The following is an 18,326-nucleotide window of genomic DNA, read 5'->3' as shown; positions in this document are numbered from 1 at the left end:
TACTTATTATTATTCTTATATTCTCACTAAAATTGGATAAATTATATGAAATTACCGTTTTAGTGTCAAAACTTATTAATTTTATATTCTTTCAATCTCGAATACATTAATTACATCTGCATCTGGGCAGCAAAATTTACATTTGTTAGGATTTTCACCACCAGGTACACTTCCTCCATATCTCAGAATATCTATATACGGAAAAGCAGTATGTGCCATCATCGGACACATACTGCCTCTGTCTATATCAAAATCAAAAGTATCACCAATTTTATGGCCATAGTGACAAGGTCCGCTTCCTATTTTATCTACCATCTTTATTATAATCTTAGGTCTTTTCGCCATGCTTTACTCTCCTTGAATTTTAATATTTATTATATTATAGTATAGCAGACTAGAAGCGAATATACATCAATTAACTTTGTTCTATTTTTTCTTATGCAAAGTAGCCAGTTTATTCAATACTTCATTCTTACCAATTAGAATAAGAACATCATCTTCTTTTATGGCTTCCTCTGGATCAGGATTAATATTTAGATGATTCTTCGTTTTTATCCCGATTACATTAATTTTCAATCTTGCCCTCAAATTCAATTCATGGAAACTCTTGCCAACCCACTCAGATAAAGCTTCTAATTCCATCATGCTATAGTTAGCAGGCAATTCCACTGTATCAAACAGATTGTCCATAAGAAGACTATTGGCTATTCTGATTCCGGTTTCCTTCTCTGGGAATACAACCATATCTGCACCCACCTTCTTTAAGATACGTCCCTGTAAATCATTTTGTGCCTTGGCAAGAACATATGGCACTCCCATTTCTTTTACAAATATGGTAGCCATAACACTTGCTTCAAGATTTTCACCCATAGCTATAATTGCCGCATCAAAATTACTGATTCCCAAAGTCTTTAATACTTCTGTTTCTGTAGCATCTGCTTTTACCGCATAAGTTACCACATCTGCCATCTCATTGACAGTATTTTCATTTGCATCTATTACTAATACTTCACAACCATTTTCGGCTAATGTAGTCGCCACACTCTTTCCAAAACGACCCAGACCAAATACTACAAATTGTTTTATACTCATTTCTACCCCCTCCTGCCTTTATAGACAGCTTAAAATACACACAATTATCTATCCAATTAAAACCTGCTCTTCAGGAAGAATACAAATCTTTCCCTTATGCTTCTGTGGATTTAATACTAGCGCTAACGTGATGGGACCAATACGTCCTAAATACATAGTTATTATAATTATCATTTTGCCAATCAGAGATAAATTGGGTGTCATTCCTCGTGTAAGTCCTACTGTACCAATTGCCGATGTCGTTTCATATAGAACATCTAAAAAGTCTGCATTTTCAACAATGGATAAACCAAAGGTTGACATAAGTAGTACAAATAAACTAAAACATGAAACGGCCAACGCTTTTCTGCAATAAGCATAATTGATTTTTCTGTAAAATAATTCTGCATCTGGCTTTCCCTTGATAACTGCTAAAGTTGAAATCATCAAGGTTGCCATAGTAACGGTTTTTATACCGCCAGCTGTGCCTGATGGAGATCCACCTATAAACATCAGAAGAATACACAAAAAAGCAGATGAGTCTCGCAGTTCGTTCTGTGGAATAGTAAAAAATCCAGCTGTTCTTGTTGTTATGGATTGAAAAAATGAAGCCATGATTTTTTCCCATAATGGCATGTTCCCAATAGTATCATCATTCGAATATTCCAGACAAAAGATTAGTACTGCTCCACTTATAATTAAGCATATTGTAGTGACAATTGCAACCTTAGAATGCAATTCCAACTTTTTAAAAAATAATCTTGGCTTAAACCTTTCTTCTATCAATTTGTTAGTTACACGCAGGAGATCCCACCAAACTGGAAAACCGATACCTCCTACTACAATTAATACCATCGTAGTCAGATTTACAAGAGCACTTCCTGCATATGGTGCAAAACTATTCTGCCCAATTAAATCAATTCCTGCATTGCAAAATGCTGATATGGAATGAAATACTGATTTCCAAAGGCCCTGTAGAAATCCAAATTCTGGTATAAACTGAAATGCAAAACAAGCGGCCCCGATTCCTTCTATCAAGAAGGTCCCCTTTAATACTCGAATAGTAAGCCTTACAAGTCCACCCAAAGTATTCAGATTATACGCATCCTGAATTAAAATCCTCTCTGACAGCGTGATTTTCTTATGTAGAAGCAGCAGAATGGATGTCGTAACAGTTATGACGCCTAAACCACCAAACTGAATCAGGCATAAAATAACAAATTGTCCAAACAAACTCCAATGCTCAATGGTAGTTACAGTGGTAAGACCTGTTACGCAGATGGCACTCGTTGCCGTAAATAGTGCATCAATATATGCAGTTGTCTGCCCTTCCAGTGCTGAAATTGGCAATACCAACAAAAATGACCCTAACAAAATAGCTCCTAAGAAGCCATATGCTATTATTTGTATTGGTGTGAATAATTTTTCCATTTTATGCATCATAGTAATCTTTTATCTTCCTTTTTCTTTTTTAAACAAAAACATATGCTATTCAAGACATAGATGAAATCTTTCACCCCCTCTGAATAGCATGAATAATATTATATCCAAATTTAAAAATAATGCAACAAAAATTAGCATAATAGTTTTTTTGCTATATGCATAGCATAGCACTCATTCTGTGAGAATAGTGTGAGATAATTTATTCCCGTGTGAGAATTCTGTGAGAATTACATAAAAAAGAGGCTTCCGCCTCCTTCTATTTCAATTACTATTCGTCTATGAGCCTATATCCTACACCAACTTCTGTCATTATATACCTCGGTTTAGCTGGATTTTTCTCGATTTTTCTTCTTAACGCTGCCATTAACGCACGAAGCACCTGCGTATCACTACCATAATCAACTCCCCATACCTCCTTTAGAATGTAGCTTGTAGTAAGTACTTTGCCAATATTCTTAAAAAACAAAGTCAGCAAATTATATTCCATAGGGGTAACATGTATCTCAGAGCCTTCTAATTCTACAATTCTTTTGTCTATGTTTATTTGTAATTCGCCTACTTTAAATATGGTATTCTCTTTATCTTTATTTAACCTTCTTATGTGCCTTAATGCCACCCTAATTCGTGCCAAAAGTTCTGCAGAGGAAAAAGGTTTAGTTAAATAATCATCAGCACCTAGATCCAAAGCGGACACCTTCTCCCGATCTTGATCCCTGGCTGATACAACAAGAATCGGCATCTCTGACCATTCTCTTACTTTTTCTATTATTTGAATCCCATCAATATCAGGGAGTCCTAAATCTAAAAGCAGCAAATCGAATTTTTCTGATACCAACAGGCTTAATGCATTCTCGCCATTTTGAACTGCCTTATAGGAAAGTCCCTCACCTTTTAATGCATATGCAATAAAATTTCGTATCTGTGGATCATCTTCTACTATCAGAATATTTATATCTAAATTCGTCATTTTTCTTTTCCTCCATTGGCAGTGTAAAAATAAATTCAGCTCCATTACCCTGTTGGCAATTACGTGCTTCTATTTGCCCTCCATGTGCTTTTACAATTGCTTCGCAAATAGGAAGCCCCAGACCAGTTCCTCTATGTGCATCTGCCAGTTTACCTCTCGAGGTATAAAATGGCTTAAATACAAGAGGCACCTCATCACTACTGATTCCATTTCCCTGATCTCTCACTGTAAAAATGGCTTTGTTTTCTTTTTTGTTTTCTGTTACCGAAACCCCTATTTCTTTTCCTTTAGGTGTATGCTTAACTGCATTATCAAGCAAGTTCATCAATACCTGCTCAATAAGTTTTGCATCCATTGGCACAAGTAATAACTCTTCTGGTACTTTTACTTTTATCTCATACTCAGGGAAACGCTTGCTTATATGAGCTACTGCGCCGCCTACAATTTCTTCTACAGCCTCACTCTCTTTTTCTATCGTAAGTCTTCCATCATCTAACTTGGTCAGACTTAATATATTTTCCATCAGTCCATGCAGCCAGTCGGCCTCATTATATATCCCCTTTATCATTTCATATTTGTCATCCGTTTGGTCTATCATATCCAAAAGCATTTCAGAAGTACCGATGATACCTGATAAAGGTGTTCTCAAATCATGTGAAATAGACCTAAGCAGATTGGTTCTATATCTTTCCTGAACGATTTCTGCATCTGCTTCCATCTGTTTTTGGGAAGCTTGCCAACGATCCATAGCTAAAGCTATACTTTCAATCATAACCTTTAGCAGACTCATCTGGTCTTCCTTCATAGCTTTAGCTTTATCCGCTGGAATACGGATAACACCTAAAGAACTTTCATTTCCATAAATAGGCCAATCCCAGAATTTTTCTCCTTGATCATATAACGTCTCTAAATTTTCGATTTTCTCTCTAACTTTTTCATATTTATTTGATTTGTAAAAACATAGGCACTGTGCCTCGCAGTCAAAGCACAAACTTACAGCACTTGCAGATATCTGAGCCATATCATTTATATCACTTGCACAAGTCAGCCTGGTGTTAAGGCTATAGAGGGCAGTAGCCTCCGCCTCTTTTTCCCTTGCTTCTAAAGCATTGTTCTTCATCTTTGAAGTTAATGTGCTTGTTATAAATGCTGTAATTATCATAATTACAAAAGTAATCATATAGCTTGGATTATTTACAGAAAATGAAAAATTAGGTTCAGTGAATAAATAATTAAATGTAAATGTTGCAATAATAGAAGCAATAATACCAGTAATAAAGCCCGTTGCTGCCCAAGTTATCAAAACGATTGCTAATAGGTAAACAAGAACAATATTGGTTTCCGAAAATCCCATATATTTAAATAAAGCCCCTATTGTTGAAGCTCCTAATATCATAACAAAAATTATTAACATACGATACATAAAAATACCTTTTATATTTTTGTTTTTCATCTTTTAAAGCCTCCCAAGGTTACTCCAAATCCTCCATCAAAATATTAAACTCACACCGATTGAATTCAATTATCCCTTCTGCTCTAAGCTTACTGAGTTCATTAGACAATGCGCTTCTATCAACACATAGATAATCTGCTAATTCCTGCCTGTTAAAAGGTATTTTAAAGCTTCTTTTTCCTTGTTGCTGTGCTTGTGCCAATAAATAGGATAATGCCTTTTCTCTAATCGTTCTTTTTGAAATACATTCAATCTTATTATTTAATAAAATATTTTTCGTAGCTAATATGCCTAGCATATTTTCTAGTAGTCTATGATGAAATATACATGAATTGTTACAAGTATAAATAACCTTTTTGTAATCTATAAACATTACTGTACAATTTACGCTGGCAATTACACTTATTGGAAGTTTGTCTATCTCTGCGCAGGCAAAAGCCTCACCAAAAATTTGACCTATCACAATTTGTGCTATTATATTTCGATTGCCTAGTATGTCCTCTTTTATAATTTGCACACTACCATCTACAACAATTCCGATGTTGCTTATTTTATTTCCCGCCATATAAATAATCTCATTTTTACTAAAATTTTTAACATTAACGGAAAGGCAGCTCAACATATTTTCTAAGTCATCTTCAGCAATGCCATAAAATAAAGGATTTTTTTTTAAAATACTTAAATATTTTTTCATTTTTCACCTCTTTGTTGTAAAAACAACAGAATCTATGCTAGTAGTATAGTAGTATAAACACATAAAGTCAATGAGGATAATTAAATTTAAGATAACACAATTATTTATTAACGTATGGAGGATATAAATATGATTAGAAAAATTATAAAAATTGATACTGAAAAATGTAATGGATGCGGTTTATGTGCAGAAGCCTGTCATGAAGGTGCCATCGCTATGGTAGAAGGAAAAGCAAAATTAATCCGTGACGATTACTGTGATGGTTTAGGGGACTGCCTGCCAGTATGTCCTACAAACGCAATCTCCTTTGAATCCCGTGAAGCTGCTGCTTATGACGAAGAAGCTGTGATAGCAAAAAAATCTGCTAATCCATCCACTTTGCCTTGTGGATGTCCAGGAACACAATCTAAAGCATTTAATCGCAATCAAAGTTCTGTTAGCAATATAACCGAATCACAACCCCCTACCTCACAGCTTTCACAGTGGCCCGTACAAATTAAATTAGTACCTGTGAATGCTCCATATTTTGACGGTGCCAACTTGCTTGTAGCTGCTGACTGTACAGCTTTTGCTTATGGTAACTTTCATCAGGAATTTATTAGAAATCACGTAACCGTAGTTGGCTGCCCGAAACTTGATTCTGTAGATTATAGCGAAAAGCTTACAGAAATTATTAAAAACAATGATATAAAAAGTGTAAAAGTAGTACGTATGGAAGTTCCTTGTTGCGGCGGTATAGAGAATGCCGTAAAACAGGCGTTAATGAACAGTGGTAAAATGATTCCTTGGCAGATAGTAACTATCTCAACTGACGGGCGTATACTATAAAGAGGTGTATACTATGACTTCATGCCAAATAACAATATTTATAGCTACTGTTGCAAACATGATTGCAGAAGATAAAACTGTAAAAGAACTCAACATCTTATCTGCCTTGTTTGTATTGCTAGGCGATAACCTAGCAACCATATCTATTCTTAAAGGCGGAGAAGAAGCACTAGAAGAAGTCACGACCAACATACCATAAAAGGCCTCCAGTTTGACTACTGGCGGCCCTTTATCATTTATGTATTATTTTATAACCCAATATTCAGGGTCTGATTTTCAATTTTATGCTTATCCGCATATCCTGTAAGCATTAATGTTAATGCACCATCACCTGTAACATTACATGCTGTTCCAAAACTATCCTGAAGGGCAAATATTGTAAGCATAAGTGCTGTGCCAGTTTCATCAAATCCCAGAACCCCTGTTATAAGTCCAAGAGAAGCCATTACAGTACCTCCTGGTACTCCCGGTGCACCTATTGCAAATATACCAAGAAGAACACAGAATAAAATCATTGTGCCTGCAGGCGGTATAACGCCGTATAATATCTGACTAACAGTCATAACAAAGAAAACCTCTGTCAGCACCGAACCACATAGATGTATATTGGCAAATAGGGGAATTCCAAAATCAATCATATCATTTCTAAGAACATTTGATTTTTTTGCACAGTCAATAGCAACCGCCAAGGTTGCTGCTGAACTCATCGTACCAACAGCAGTCAAGTAAGCAGGTCCATAATGACGAATTACTTCAGCTGGATTCTTTCCACTATAAGCGCCACCTACTAAATACAATACTGTAAGCCAAATATAATGCCCTAACATTACAATGAATATAACTTTTACGAATACAGGGAACTGTTTTGTAATAGAACCCTCATATCCTAATGCACAGAAAGTTAATCCAATAAAAAATGGTAACACAGGTATTACCATCTTCTTAACCATTATAAGAATCATCTTCTGGAATTCATCAAGTAGGTTTGTTATAAACTTGGCATGAGTCCAAACCGCTGTAAGACCTACAACTATCGAAAGTACTAAAGCACTCATAACCGGCATAATTTGAGGTATAGAAAGAGCAAAAATCACCTTTGGAAGTTTTCTTAACCCCTCGGGATTAGATACTATAGAAAGATGCGGTATAATGCCAAAGCCAGCTGCCACAGCCATCAATGCTGCAAGTATTGAGCTTACATAGGCCAAAACAAGAGCAACTCTAAGCATACGTGAAGCATTGTTCCCAAGTTTTGTTATAGATGGTGCTATAAATCCAATTATAATTAATGGCACACAAAAATTTATAAATTGCCCTAAAATATACTTTAATGTCACCACTACATTCATAATGGTCTCATTTGCCGCGAGCCCCGCTAAAATACCTATTGCCACACCTATCACAAGTCTAACAGGCAGGCTCTTAAAAATATTCAGTGTCATAATAAATCCCCTTTATCTAATTAAATTCTTTTAAAATTACATCGATCATATGCTTGGCATTAATTGTAAATGCTTCTTTTGGCTGTTCATTAGCTCTTCCCTGTGACCAATGATATTTCGTATATTCATCTAGTATCTGCTCATCATTAAAACCTCTTTTATATAAATCCAAAAGAAAGTCTTTTTTATATTCTGCGCTTTTAATGTATAAGTCAAAATATTCATCAGTAAAGTAATCTGGTAAAATTCCAAAATGAGGACATATTATAAATTTAGCTCCATAGGCTTTGCATTTTAGTGCAGATTCTATGCTATCCTTATAACTTTTTAAAATAGCAGTATGAACAAACTGAGGATTTTCCAGAACCCCTGTACTTTCACTAGAAAACATAATTTTTCTTGGTTCTAAAACATAAGTTAAAGAACAGTCTGTATGCCCTTTCGTTTCAAGTACTTTAAAATATTCATCTCCAATAGAAATTTCGTCATCCTCTCCTACCACTACATCCACTTCTAAACCTTCTGTCAATATTTCATTTTTACATTCAGAATATAAGTCTCTTGCCGCTGTACCCAGTTCCTTCATTAAAGCACGTGCTCCAGAACTTGAAAACACCTTTTTTGCCTTTGCTGCCCCATAAACTACAACCTGTGGCCATCTTTTTTTCACATAAGGCAACGCTCCAATATGATCATAATGTGTATGAGACAATAGTATACCGTCAAGTGTGGTACGGTCATTCATAGCTAATGCAAATTCAATGTTTCTCACCACTCTGTCGCCACAATAGGCCATGCCACAGTCCACTAAAAAAGTTTTATCACTGCCAAACACAAGTATTGCTTCTCCGCCTTTTCCAGCAGTGACCCTTGATAATCCCTCTGGAAACTTAAATCTATCATGATTTGGGAAGTCATTAAAAATAGTATTCATTATCGCTTATCCTTCCTTTCAAAAAGTAAATTTTATAAATTTATATTAAACGGCAACTATATATGAAGTTTCTTTTTAAATTCACCATAAGCAGCCTGTCTTTTAAACAAAAATATTCCCATCAAAAATAAAGTGCTGCATCCTATACAAAGCACTGATGGGAGTTCAATTTCTAACCATCCTAATATTAAAAACAATATAGGGAAAAAACCTAGAATATTAACTAAAGTCAAATAAATCAAATATTCTTTAGGTTCCTTTTTCAGAAGTGCAGACAAAATATAAATTAAAATCATACACACAATGCAGGTACAAGGTAACACAAATTCGATAGACCATCCATGCCATCCCGTAAAATAGTCCCACAATGCAGTTAACCCACATGTGATATAAAGTTCCCACTGCAGTAGCTTAATCAAATTCGCCTTTCTCTTTATACCTATAGCCATAAGAAGCCATCCACAGGCAAACCCAGCAACTACAAATATTGACCATAAGGTTTCTTTGTAAGTAATATAGTTTACAAGAATACTAATCACACAGGCAACTATTGCAGTTAACTTCATTAAATTAAAGATTAAATAAATTTTACTAGTCTGATTTCGTATCATGGGATATTGTGGTAAATTATTTTCAGGCTCTCCTGTCAGATTACAATGACATAATGGGCACTTTTGGTGAATGCCGGTGACCTCTATTTTACAATGTTCGCAATACAACATAAAGCTTTCCCTTTCATCATTATTCCATTATGTTACTTCTAATTTCAACTTTTACACCTAGTTTTGTCAGGCTTCTGTAAAAGTTACGCTGTATATCTGTTTCTAAAAATACTGAAGAAAAAGTTATGCTTAAATAATTTTCATAAGTGCAAGTACAAAGTTGAATACCGCTTGTCCCCACATATACATTGACCAGCTTTATATAACTTTTTAGCCTATCAGGCAGTTCCACTTTTCCTACATTAGAAATCACAGTGGTCTCCTCCGAATCAGATATTCTCCGAACAACCTTAAGAATCCAATTCTTCATAAATAAAGGTATCATTCTTATAATTTTATGATTTTCAAAAGACATTAACCGGCTTAACCTTTTACTTAATTTTTGTTCTGTTAATTCCTCTTTAAATCCATTTTTTATAGATTCTATTATATCAATTAATTCCTCACCACTTTTTTCAAAATTATATGAAACACGAATATTTCCAAAGAAATTTCTTGCAGTTTCAGATGGGAAATAGTTTCTTAAATCAACGGGTACTGTTACTACAATATCTTGGTTTTCCTTGGATTTCTGTCTTTCCATGTGTATAGCCTTAACCAAAAGTGCTGTTAAAAAAACAGTTAATGAAGCTTCATGCCTCTTTGCAAGTTCCAAAACCTGTTTACAATCCATAATGCCTTCAATGCATACATAAGTCCCAGGAACAGTCTTGTTCCCTTTAACTTTGTATGCTTTATGGGGCTTTAAAGAACGTTTTCTAATTTCTTTTCTATAATATTTTTTAAATCCATCCTCAATTCTTGAAGAATATGGTGCCGTATACTGTGGCTTTAACCCAGTATCCTCCTTAAGTTGTCTATGAATTAAAGTAACATAATTATAGATTAAAGTCTTCAAGAAATGCAAAGTACCAGTTCCATCTGCCAAAGCATGATATACCTCTAAATTAATTCTGTTGCCATAATATGAAACATCAAATAGTAAGCCCTGATTATATTTGCTAAAAAGAGGGCCGCAGATTTCTCTATTCTCTATGTGCACCTTTGGTTTTAATCTACTGATTTCAAGATAATGCCAAAAAACTCCGGCTCTTAAAATACTTAAGAAGTGTGGAAATTCTTCTATTGTCATTTCAACTGCTTGTTGAAGTTTCTCTGGTTCCACATTTTCATAAAGCTCACAAGAAAACCGAAATACACTTGTATTTCTTTTTCCACTGGTAGAAGGAAAAATCTTTCCTGCATTATCAAGTTTAAGCCACTCTAATGTTTGTCCTTTGTACATGATTCATCTCTTTCATTTAAAAACGTATTTATTAAGCCATAAGTTTTCCTGACAAATACATTATATTGTCCTAAGCTTATAAATCCATGAAGTGCATCTTTCATTCGATACATTTTAACTTCATTTCCAGCCTCAGAAAGTCTTTTACCATATTCTTCTCCTTCATCCCTTAGGGGATCAAATTCTGCTGTTATCAGTAGAGTTTTAGGTTGGTTCGAAAAATCACCAGCCATCAATGGAGCAAAATATGGATTCATTAAGTCTTTGTCATTTCTTTTATACAATGTCATATAATCACATACTCTTTTAGCGGTAAGTATATATCCTGTGCCATTTTCCCTGATGGAATCGAATGGTGATATCATACTGTGATCCCAATAGGTCGCAGGATAAAGCAGAATCTGTGTATCCACTTTAAATTCTCCTCTGTCTCTTGCTCTTAATGATACTGCAGCCGCTAGATTACCACCTGCACTATCTCCCATCAGAATTATTTTCCCGGGTAATAAATTCTCTTCTTTCTGTTTGTCATGTGCCAGCTTAGCTACTGCATAGCAGTCTTCCAAGCCTTGGGGAAAGGGGTGCTCTGGTGCTAATCGGTATTCAACAGAAATAACAATACAATTTGTGTGTTTAGAAAGATGTTTGCATACATTGTTATAACTATCTATAGTTTCAGTAACCCATCCTCCACCATGAAAAAAAATAATAGTATTTTCTGGTTCTCCCGATTTAGGATTAAATACTCTTGTAAGGATTTCCCGATTACCTGTGTAGACTTTATAGTTCCATCTTTTATATATATGCATCAAAAGAGGGACTTTAAAGTTCTTTATAGACCTCTCAATCTGATACGTTTTTTTTATATCAAATTCAGTTTTGGAAATAGCTTTAATTACAGCCCTCGAAAACCGTTTTATTGTCATATATACTCCTGTTCCAGATTAACTAAATCCTAAATTATAATCTTTTTAATCAATTCTTCTTTTTTAGGTGCATTCTCTGAAATAATAAAAGCTTTTTCTGCTTCTTCTACACTTTTTGCCACTTTTTCAACATCAGTTCCATAAACCGTTGCCAAAACTTCTCCTTTAGATACTTTGTCACCAACCTTCTTATGAAGATATATTCCTGCAGATAAGTCAATGGTATCTTCTTTAGTTGCTCTACCTGCCCCAGAATGTTGAGAAGCCAGTCCAATAGCCTTCGCTGCAATTTTGTTTACATAACCTGATTTATGACAAGCAATTTCTTTTGTGCATGTATGCTGAGGAAACTTGCTATAATCATTTAAAATTTCAGGATTTCCACCTTGCCCTTCAATAAACTCAGACAGTTTGTTCAAGGCTTCGCCACTTTCAAGTGCGTGTTTAGCCATTTCATATCCCTGCTCTTTGCTTTCAGCCTTGCCTCCTGCAAAAATCATAATTCCTGCCAGAGTAAGGGAAAGTTCTGTGATATCACTTGGTCCTTTGCCCTTTAACGTATCAATCGCTTCAATTACTTCAAGGCTGTTTCCCACAGCCTTTCCTAAAGGCTGATTCATATCTGTGATTACAGCAATTGTTTTTTTATGGTCAGCATTTCCAATCTCAACCATCATTTTTCCCAAGATACAAGCATCTTCAAAATTTTCCATAAAGGCGCCATCGCCACACTTTACGTCCAGAACAATCGCATCACTACCTGAAGCCAGCTTCTTACTCATAATACTTGAAGATATCAGACTCATATTGCCCACTGTAGCCGTTACGTCCCTAAGTGCGTAAATTTTTTTATCTGCAGGTGCAATATGTGCAGTCTGCCCAATTACAGAAAGGCCAATAGTATTTACCTGTTCCATAAACTTATCCGCTTCAACTGTAGTCTGAAAACCAGGTATTGATTCCATTTTATCAACTGTACCACCCGTAAAGCCTAAGCCTCTTCCGCTCATTTTTGCAATGGGTACCCCGCAGGCAGCGGCTAGAGGTGCCACAACTAATGTAGTTTTGTCACCTACTCCACCAGTACTATGCTTATCTACCTTAATTCCTTCAATTCCAGACAAGTCTATTACATCACCCGAACATTTCATAGCACGGGTTAAATGAAAAGTCTCTTCTTTATCCATCTTTTGTAAGTAAATAGCCATTAGTAAAGCTGATGCCTGATAATCTGGTATACTACCATCTGTATATCCTGAAACAAAGTACTCAATCTCTTCTTGGTTAAGCTTACCACCATCACGCTTTTTGCCAATGATATCATTCATATTCATACTATTTCCCCCTTGATTCATATCTATGCCTTTAATAAAGATAAGAAACTTTTACCAATTTCAGTTTTGTCTACGTTAAGAATTTCTGATATAGTTGCGCCAATATCCGCAAAAGATTCCCTGACTCCCAAATCGGTTCCTTCTTTCACTTCTTTTCCATAAACAACAACAGGAATATGTTCTCGGGTATGATCCCAGCCTGCATGAACAGGATCATTTCCATGGTCAGCACAAAGCATCAAAACATCCTCTTCACCCATAGCAGATATAATCTCTGGAATCCTTTCGTCAAACTCCTCAATTGCTTTCCCATATCCTATTGCATCTCTTCTATGCCCATACTTTGAGTCAAAGTCTACTAGGTTAGTAAATATGAATCCTTCAAAGTCTTGTTTCAGGGCTTCTATTGTTTTATCCACTCCGTCCATATTGTTGTCCGTATGGACGGAAGTAGCCACACCATGACCATTAAAAATATCACTAATCTTACCTATGGCATAAACTGTTTTACCAGCAGCCTTAACATGATCTAAAACCGTCTTACCTGTGGGCGAAACTGCATAATCTTTTCGTTCAGAGGTTCTGGTTCTGTTTCCTTTTTCATCTATTATATAAGGCCTTGCTATAACCCTTCCACAAGCCACATCACCTACCAGCATTTTTCTTGCAATTTCACAAATTTCATATAACCTTTTTAGCGGAATCACTGCTGTATTTGCTGCAATCTGAAATACACTATCGGCAGAAGTGTAAATTATTGGTTTCCCTGTAGTCTCATGCTCAGGTCCTAATTCCTCAATAATCTCAGTGCCAGATGCTGCATAATTTCCTAAAGTTTCAACACCTATCGCTTCTTCATAAGCTTTCATAAAATCCTTTGGAAAGCCATCCGGATAAGTCTTAAATGGTACTTCTGTATAAAGGCCTGCTATTTCCCAATGTCCTGTAATAGTATCCTTTCCTTTTGATTTTTCTTTTAGTTTCCCAAAAGCTCCTAAAGGAGTATCTACAGCAAGTCTGCCCTGGGCTGCTCCTTGAATATTTCCAAAACCTAGCTTTCTTAAATTCGGTATATTAAAATTCTCCATATGATCTACAATGTGTCCAAATGTATCAGCCCCTTTGTCTCCATAGCTTTCTGCATCTGGAAGTTCACCTATTCCTAAACTGTCTAAAACGATTAATGTTACTCTCTTCATTTCGCACTCTCCCTTTTTATAATATTTGCAGTGGCTTGCATTGTAAATAATCCAACGAGGTTAGACTATACTCTACGCCATTCATTATACCTTTCAATCCATTTTTATACCCGTCTTTTCCATGTAGATGTCCATAAACTACTCTCTCCACACCATATTTTGAAAACAGTTCTGTAAAGCCGGAGTTTTGCATTCGATCATTAGTAGGTGGATAATGCATCATACCCACAATTCTTTTAAAACCCATTTTTTCAGCAGCTGACAAAGAAAATTCAAGTCTCAAGAGTTCTCTCTCATAAATTTTATTATCATGCAGTGTAAATTCATCACTTCCTGGGCATACCCAGCCCCTGCATCCACAAATAGCAATATTTCCTGCTGCATAAAAATCATTTTGCAAGAAAATCATATTTTCATAAAGTTTATTTAATTTTCCTACACCCGTCCACCAAAGATCATGATTACCCTTTGTGAGTATCTTTCTACCTGGCAGTTCCTGAATCCACTCTAAATCCACCAGTGCCTCTTCCTTTTTTAATGCCCAGGATATATCGCCTGGAATTAAAACAATATCCTCTTTTGTAATTGTTTCTTCCCAGTTTTCCTTTAATCTATCCGTATGATTCAACCACTGTCCACCATAGATATCCATGGGTTTCTGCACACGTTCATCAAAAGATAAATGTAAATCCGCAATAGCAAAAATCTTCATCTACGTTTATTCCTCTTCTTCATCATTTAAATATCCAATTAAATTGTTTGATTCTAATTCTAATATAGATGTGCTTTCCAATTCACTTAAACTAGTAATACCTCTAAGTTTTCTTTGAATACTTCTAGTCCTTGTTCCAATCAGCTTATCCAACTCAGCATTTGCTTGATTAATTCTCTGCTGAGTTGCTTCCAGAACATTACCAAACTTATCAAACTCTGTTTTAACCGCCCCTAAAATATCCCAGACTTGACTGGAATGTTTTTGTATCGCAAGAGTTTTAAATCCCATTTGTAAACTGTTAAGAAGTGCAGCCATCGTAGTAGGTCCTGCAATACTAATTTTGTATTCTCTCTGCAGTACCTCAACCATGCCTCTTCTAACCACTTCTGCATAAAGCCCTTCAAAAGGTAAAAACATGATAGCAAAGTCAGTAGTTGCAGGTGGCTCTACATACTTCTCATGAATATCCTTTGCTGCTTTCTTTATGGCTCTTTCCAAATTCTTTGCTGCTTCATCAATTTCTGCAGCATTACCTGAATCATATGCTTCTACAAGCTTAGTATACGCATCTCCAGGGAATTTAGCATCTATAGGTAAATAAACCACGCCATCCTGATCTCCAGGAAGTTTTATTGCAAACTCAACTCTTTCAGTTCCACTGCTTTTGGTTCTTATATTTTCTTCGTATTGCTCTTTTGATAGTATTTGTTCAAGTATAGCTCCAAGCTGTATTTCCCCTAAGATTCCTCTAGTCTTAACATTGGACAGAACTTTCTTTAGATCTCCCACCCCAGAAGCTAATGCCTGCATTTCACCAAGTCCTTTATAAACTTGTTCCAATCTTTCGCTTACAAGTTTAAAGGACTGGCTTATTCTATCCTCTAAGGTTTTCTGCAGCTTTTCATCCACAGTATTTCTCATTTGGTCTAGCTGATTTTTATTTTCTTCCTGTAATGCTGCCAGCCTTGTTTCCATAGTTTTACGAATGTTTTCCAGTTTATGCTCATTTAGCATAGCCATATCATTAAACTGTCTGTTTAACTGTGCCAGCCGCATATCCTGTGCTTCAGCAGATTCTTTCTGATTGCCAGCAACCATATCCCCCATAGCTTTAAAACTGCCTTGTATAAACTGCATCGTTTCCTGTCTGGATGATTTAATTTCGCTTACTAATTCTAACCTTATTTGATTCATATCTTTTTCAGACTTTTCGTTAATATGTAATATCTGGCCTTTCATAGATATATATATATATATATTTATCGCAATAAATAATAAGCTCATGCCTCCAATAAATGCCATGCTTATCATTGAACTCATAAATCTATCCGCCTTTCTTATTCTGCAATCAATATATCATGCATATTGTCTATATAAGTATACCACAAATTAGGAGGTTTAAAAACCCAAAATGAATATGACAAATAACCTGCATTCTTTAATCCAGTACACCCTTTATGGTGATTTCGGATTGCTCACCATGGTACCCTATTTTTTATTCAAAATTTTATTTCCAATTATAACGTCATTCTACCTTTTACAGTTATTTTTACTGGAATCAAATTTGTTAAGAATTGCTTCCTCAAAAGTAGACAGGATACTGAATAAATTTGGACTATCCTCCAATACCCTATTGCCGCTCCTGCTGGGTTTTGGCTGTGTTACTGTAGCATTAGGTGCCTTACAGTTAACCAGCAATAAACGGGAGCGAAGAATTGCACAAATTCTTCTTTGTATGATTATTCCCTGCTCTGCTCAGTTAGTTATCAATTCAGTCTTACTATTTCAAACCAGTAAAAATTATCTAATTGCTTATACATTGATTATACTTTCGATATTTTTATTTCTAAGCTATATCTTAAATTTATTTTTCCCTAATGATACGTTCTCTCATTGCAGCCAGTCATCGAAATGTAGATTTAAATGTAGATATTATTTTTTCATGCCTAAACTCTTGCCGCTTCTATTCAAGTCACTTCGTAACAGCATTGGATTTCTAATAGAAACCGCTGTACCTTTTGCCATCGGTAACATCATTGTTTCTATATTAAATTATTGTGGCTATATACATAAGCTATGCACCTTTTCCGCACCGCTTTTTTGTAACTTTTTGCATCTTCCTGCAGACTCAGCAACCATTTTTATCTTAAGCATTATAAAAAAAGATTTAGGCGCTTCCAGTCTGTTGTCCTTATTTTCAAATGGCAGTTTTACAGACCCTCAAATTTTTATATGTACCGTAATGCTTACTTTATTTGTTCCCTGTCTTGCTTCAATGATTATTTTATTTAAGCATGAAAATAAATTGATTGTTATTGCAATTTGGTTTTTCTGTATATTCATATCTCTAGCCATCGGAAAAATATTATCTTCCTTGTTAATATTGCCAATATCTAGCTGAAGTGTTATGATATTTGTATAAAATATTTCATAGATGAAAGGAAGTTTTTAATATGTACGAGAACTTAAAATTTGAAGTAAAAGATAAAATTGCATTTATCACAATCAATCGTCCTCAAGCAATGAACGCATTAAATATTGATGTTTTAAATGAATTATATGCTGCGTTCACTGAAGTAGAAAATAACGATGATATTTGTTCTGCAATTTTAACAGGAGAAGGAAAAGCTTTCGTCGCTGGAGCTGATATTGCTCAGATGCATTCTCTTGATGCAATTGAAGGCAGAAACATGATGATTACAGGTCATAAACTTATGAACTACATGGAATCAATCGAAAAGCCAATAATTGCTGCGGTAAATGGTTTTGCCCTTGGTGGTGGATGCGAGCTGGCTATGGCTTGTGATATCAGAGTTGCTTCTGAAAAAGCTAAGTTTGGTCAACCTGAAGTAAATCTTGGAATTATTCCTGGTTTCGGTGGTACGCAAAGACTTCCTAGACTTGTTGGAAAAAACATGGGTAAGTACTTAATTATGACAGCAGAAATGGTTCCTGCTGATGAAGCCTACAGAATTGGTCTCGTTGAAAAACTGGTTCCACCTGAAGAATTAATGGCCACTGCAGAAAAAATTGCTAAAACAATTATGTCAAAGGCTCCTATAGCGATTGCTGCTGCAAAAACAGTTATCAATAATGGTTATGGTCTTGATATGAAGACTGCAAGTGCTATGGAAATTGAAGCATTTACAGCACCATTTGCATCTCAGGATAAAACAGAAGGTATGGGTGCTTTTCTTGAAAAGAGAGAAGCTAAGTTCCAGAAGAAATAAATGAATTAAATTTCAAAAGAGTCTATGACCATATTTCAATGGTTATAGACTCTTTTTTACTGTAACACTCAAAAGTGATTTTA

The 18,326-nt window shown here is 35.3% G+C and carries 19 protein-coding genes and 1 pseudogene; 4 read left to right on the top strand and 16 right to left on the bottom strand.

The features are described from left to right. Nucleotides 1-81 precede the first annotated feature (81 nt). From RTW14_RS07405 to RTW14_RS07380, 6 genes are all read right to left on the bottom strand, one after another. A complete protein-coding gene (locus RTW14_RS07405; protein ID WP_312649071.1) occupies nucleotides 82-345 on the bottom strand; it encodes a TIGR04076 family protein in 264 nt (87 codons plus the stop codon). An 81-nt stretch (nucleotides 346-426) separates the two neighbouring features. Next, nucleotides 427-1,092 (bottom strand): potassium channel family protein, encoded by a 666-nt coding sequence (locus tag RTW14_RS07400; protein WP_312649070.1) that lies wholly within the window; start codon nucleotides 1,090-1,092, stop codon nucleotides 427-429. A 48-nt stretch (nucleotides 1,093-1,140) separates the two neighbouring features. Beyond that, nucleotides 1,141-2,514 carry a TrkH family potassium uptake protein gene (locus tag RTW14_RS07395; protein ID WP_312649069.1) on the bottom strand — a complete coding sequence of 458 codons (1,374 nt, stop codon included), beginning with the start codon at nucleotides 2,512-2,514 and terminating at the stop codon, nucleotides 1,141-1,143. Nucleotides 2,515-2,782: 268 nt separating this feature from the next. Then, nucleotides 2,783-3,481 carry a response regulator transcription factor gene (locus RTW14_RS07390; RefSeq protein ID WP_312649068.1) on the bottom strand — a complete coding sequence of 233 codons (699 nt, stop codon included), beginning with the start codon at nucleotides 3,479-3,481 and terminating at the stop codon, nucleotides 2,783-2,785. Continuing rightward, nucleotides 3,441-4,934 carry a sensor histidine kinase gene (locus RTW14_RS07385; RefSeq protein ID WP_312649067.1) on the bottom strand — a complete coding sequence of 498 codons (1,494 nt, stop codon included), beginning with the start codon at nucleotides 4,932-4,934 and terminating at the stop codon, nucleotides 3,441-3,443. The genes RTW14_RS07390 and RTW14_RS07385 overlap by 41 nt, the downstream gene beginning before the upstream one ends. A 19-nt stretch (nucleotides 4,935-4,953) precedes the next feature. Beyond that, nucleotides 4,954-5,628 (bottom strand): Crp/Fnr family transcriptional regulator, encoded by a 675-nt coding sequence (locus tag RTW14_RS07380; RefSeq protein WP_312649066.1) that lies wholly within the window; start codon nucleotides 5,626-5,628, stop codon nucleotides 4,954-4,956. Nucleotides 5,629-5,757: 129 nt separating this feature from the next. On the opposite strand from RTW14_RS07380, the gene RTW14_RS07375 reads away from it, so the two are divergent. Continuing rightward, on the top strand, nucleotides 5,758-6,456 hold the full coding sequence (locus tag RTW14_RS07375; RefSeq protein ID WP_312649065.1) for an ATP-binding protein: 699 nt from the start codon (nucleotides 5,758-5,760) through the stop codon (nucleotides 6,454-6,456). 13 nt (nucleotides 6,457-6,469) lie between these two features. Next, a complete protein-coding gene (locus tag RTW14_RS07370) occupies nucleotides 6,470-6,655 on the top strand; it encodes a DUF6774 domain-containing protein (RefSeq protein WP_312649064.1) in 186 nt (61 codons plus the stop codon). Nucleotides 6,656-6,704: 49 nt separating this feature from the next. On the opposite strand, the gene RTW14_RS07365 is transcribed toward RTW14_RS07370, so the two are convergent. Genes RTW14_RS07365 through RTW14_RS07325 form a run of 9 tightly spaced genes read right to left on the bottom strand, consistent with a single transcriptional unit; the run spans nucleotide 6,705 to nucleotide 16,333 of the window. Further along, nucleotides 6,705-7,898 carry a dicarboxylate/amino acid:cation symporter gene (locus RTW14_RS07365; protein ID WP_312649063.1) on the bottom strand — a complete coding sequence of 398 codons (1,194 nt, stop codon included), beginning with the start codon at nucleotides 7,896-7,898 and terminating at the stop codon, nucleotides 6,705-6,707. A gap of 16 nt (nucleotides 7,899-7,914) precedes the next feature. Next, nucleotides 7,915-8,832 carry an MBL fold metallo-hydrolase gene (locus tag RTW14_RS07360; RefSeq protein ID WP_312649062.1) on the bottom strand — a complete coding sequence of 306 codons (918 nt, stop codon included), beginning with the start codon at nucleotides 8,830-8,832 and terminating at the stop codon, nucleotides 7,915-7,917. Between the two features lie 56 nt (nucleotides 8,833-8,888). After that, the gene (locus RTW14_RS07355; protein WP_312649061.1) at nucleotides 8,889-9,554 is read right to left on the bottom strand and encodes a DUF6320 domain-containing protein; all 666 of its coding nucleotides are present in this window, start codon (nucleotides 9,552-9,554) and stop codon (nucleotides 8,889-8,891) included. A 19-nt stretch (nucleotides 9,555-9,573) separates the two neighbouring features. Continuing rightward, on the bottom strand, nucleotides 9,574-10,839 hold the full coding sequence (locus tag RTW14_RS07350; RefSeq protein WP_312649060.1) for an acyltransferase: 1,266 nt from the start codon (nucleotides 10,837-10,839) through the stop codon (nucleotides 9,574-9,576). After that, complete coding sequence (locus tag RTW14_RS07345; RefSeq protein ID WP_312649059.1) at nucleotides 10,818-11,765, bottom strand: alpha/beta hydrolase; 948 nt, start codon at nucleotides 11,763-11,765, stop codon at nucleotides 10,818-10,820. The genes RTW14_RS07350 and RTW14_RS07345 overlap by 22 nt, the downstream gene beginning before the upstream one ends. Nucleotides 11,766-11,794: 29 nt before the next feature. After that, nucleotides 11,795-13,099 carry a pyrimidine-nucleoside phosphorylase gene (locus RTW14_RS07340; RefSeq protein ID WP_312649058.1) on the bottom strand — a complete coding sequence of 435 codons (1,305 nt, stop codon included), beginning with the start codon at nucleotides 13,097-13,099 and terminating at the stop codon, nucleotides 11,795-11,797. A gap of 23 nt (nucleotides 13,100-13,122) precedes the next feature. Further along, the gene (locus RTW14_RS07335) at nucleotides 13,123-14,298 is read right to left on the bottom strand and encodes a phosphopentomutase (RefSeq protein WP_312649057.1); all 1,176 of its coding nucleotides are present in this window, start codon (nucleotides 14,296-14,298) and stop codon (nucleotides 13,123-13,125) included. 16 nt (nucleotides 14,299-14,314) lie between these two features. Then, complete coding sequence (locus RTW14_RS07330; RefSeq protein WP_312649056.1) at nucleotides 14,315-15,010, bottom strand: metallophosphoesterase; 696 nt, start codon at nucleotides 15,008-15,010, stop codon at nucleotides 14,315-14,317. A 6-nt stretch (nucleotides 15,011-15,016) separates the two neighbouring features. Continuing rightward, nucleotides 15,017-16,333: a DNA recombination protein RmuC gene (locus RTW14_RS07325; protein WP_312649055.1), complete on the bottom strand. Its 1,317-nt coding sequence runs from the start codon at nucleotides 16,331-16,333 to the stop codon at nucleotides 15,017-15,019. Nucleotides 16,334-16,424: 91 nt separating this feature from the next. Between RTW14_RS07325 and RTW14_RS18830 the strand changes: the two are divergent. After that, nucleotides 16,425-16,769: pseudogene (locus tag RTW14_RS18830) on the top strand (nucleoside recognition domain-containing protein); the annotation flags it as partial. Nucleotides 16,770-17,233: 464 nt separating this feature from the next. Here the strand turns inward: RTW14_RS18830 and RTW14_RS07320 are convergent. Then, entirely contained in the window at nucleotides 17,234-17,368 is a 135-nt protein-coding gene (locus RTW14_RS07320; protein ID WP_312649054.1) for a hypothetical protein, read from the bottom strand. A 98-nt stretch (nucleotides 17,369-17,466) separates the two neighbouring features. Here RTW14_RS07320 and RTW14_RS07315 point away from each other — a divergent pair, with 98 nt between their 5' ends. Then, on the top strand, nucleotides 17,467-18,243 hold the full coding sequence (locus RTW14_RS07315; RefSeq protein WP_312649053.1) for an enoyl-CoA hydratase-related protein: 777 nt from the start codon (nucleotides 17,467-17,469) through the stop codon (nucleotides 18,241-18,243). Nucleotides 18,244-18,326 lie beyond the last annotated feature (83 nt).

Source organism: Aminipila sp., from assembly GCF_032051575.1.
GTDB lineage: Bacteria > Bacillota > Clostridia > Peptostreptococcales > Anaerovoracaceae > Aminipila.
Note: the sequence above shows the minus strand (reverse complement) of the source record. Positions and strands in the feature narration are given on the sequence as shown.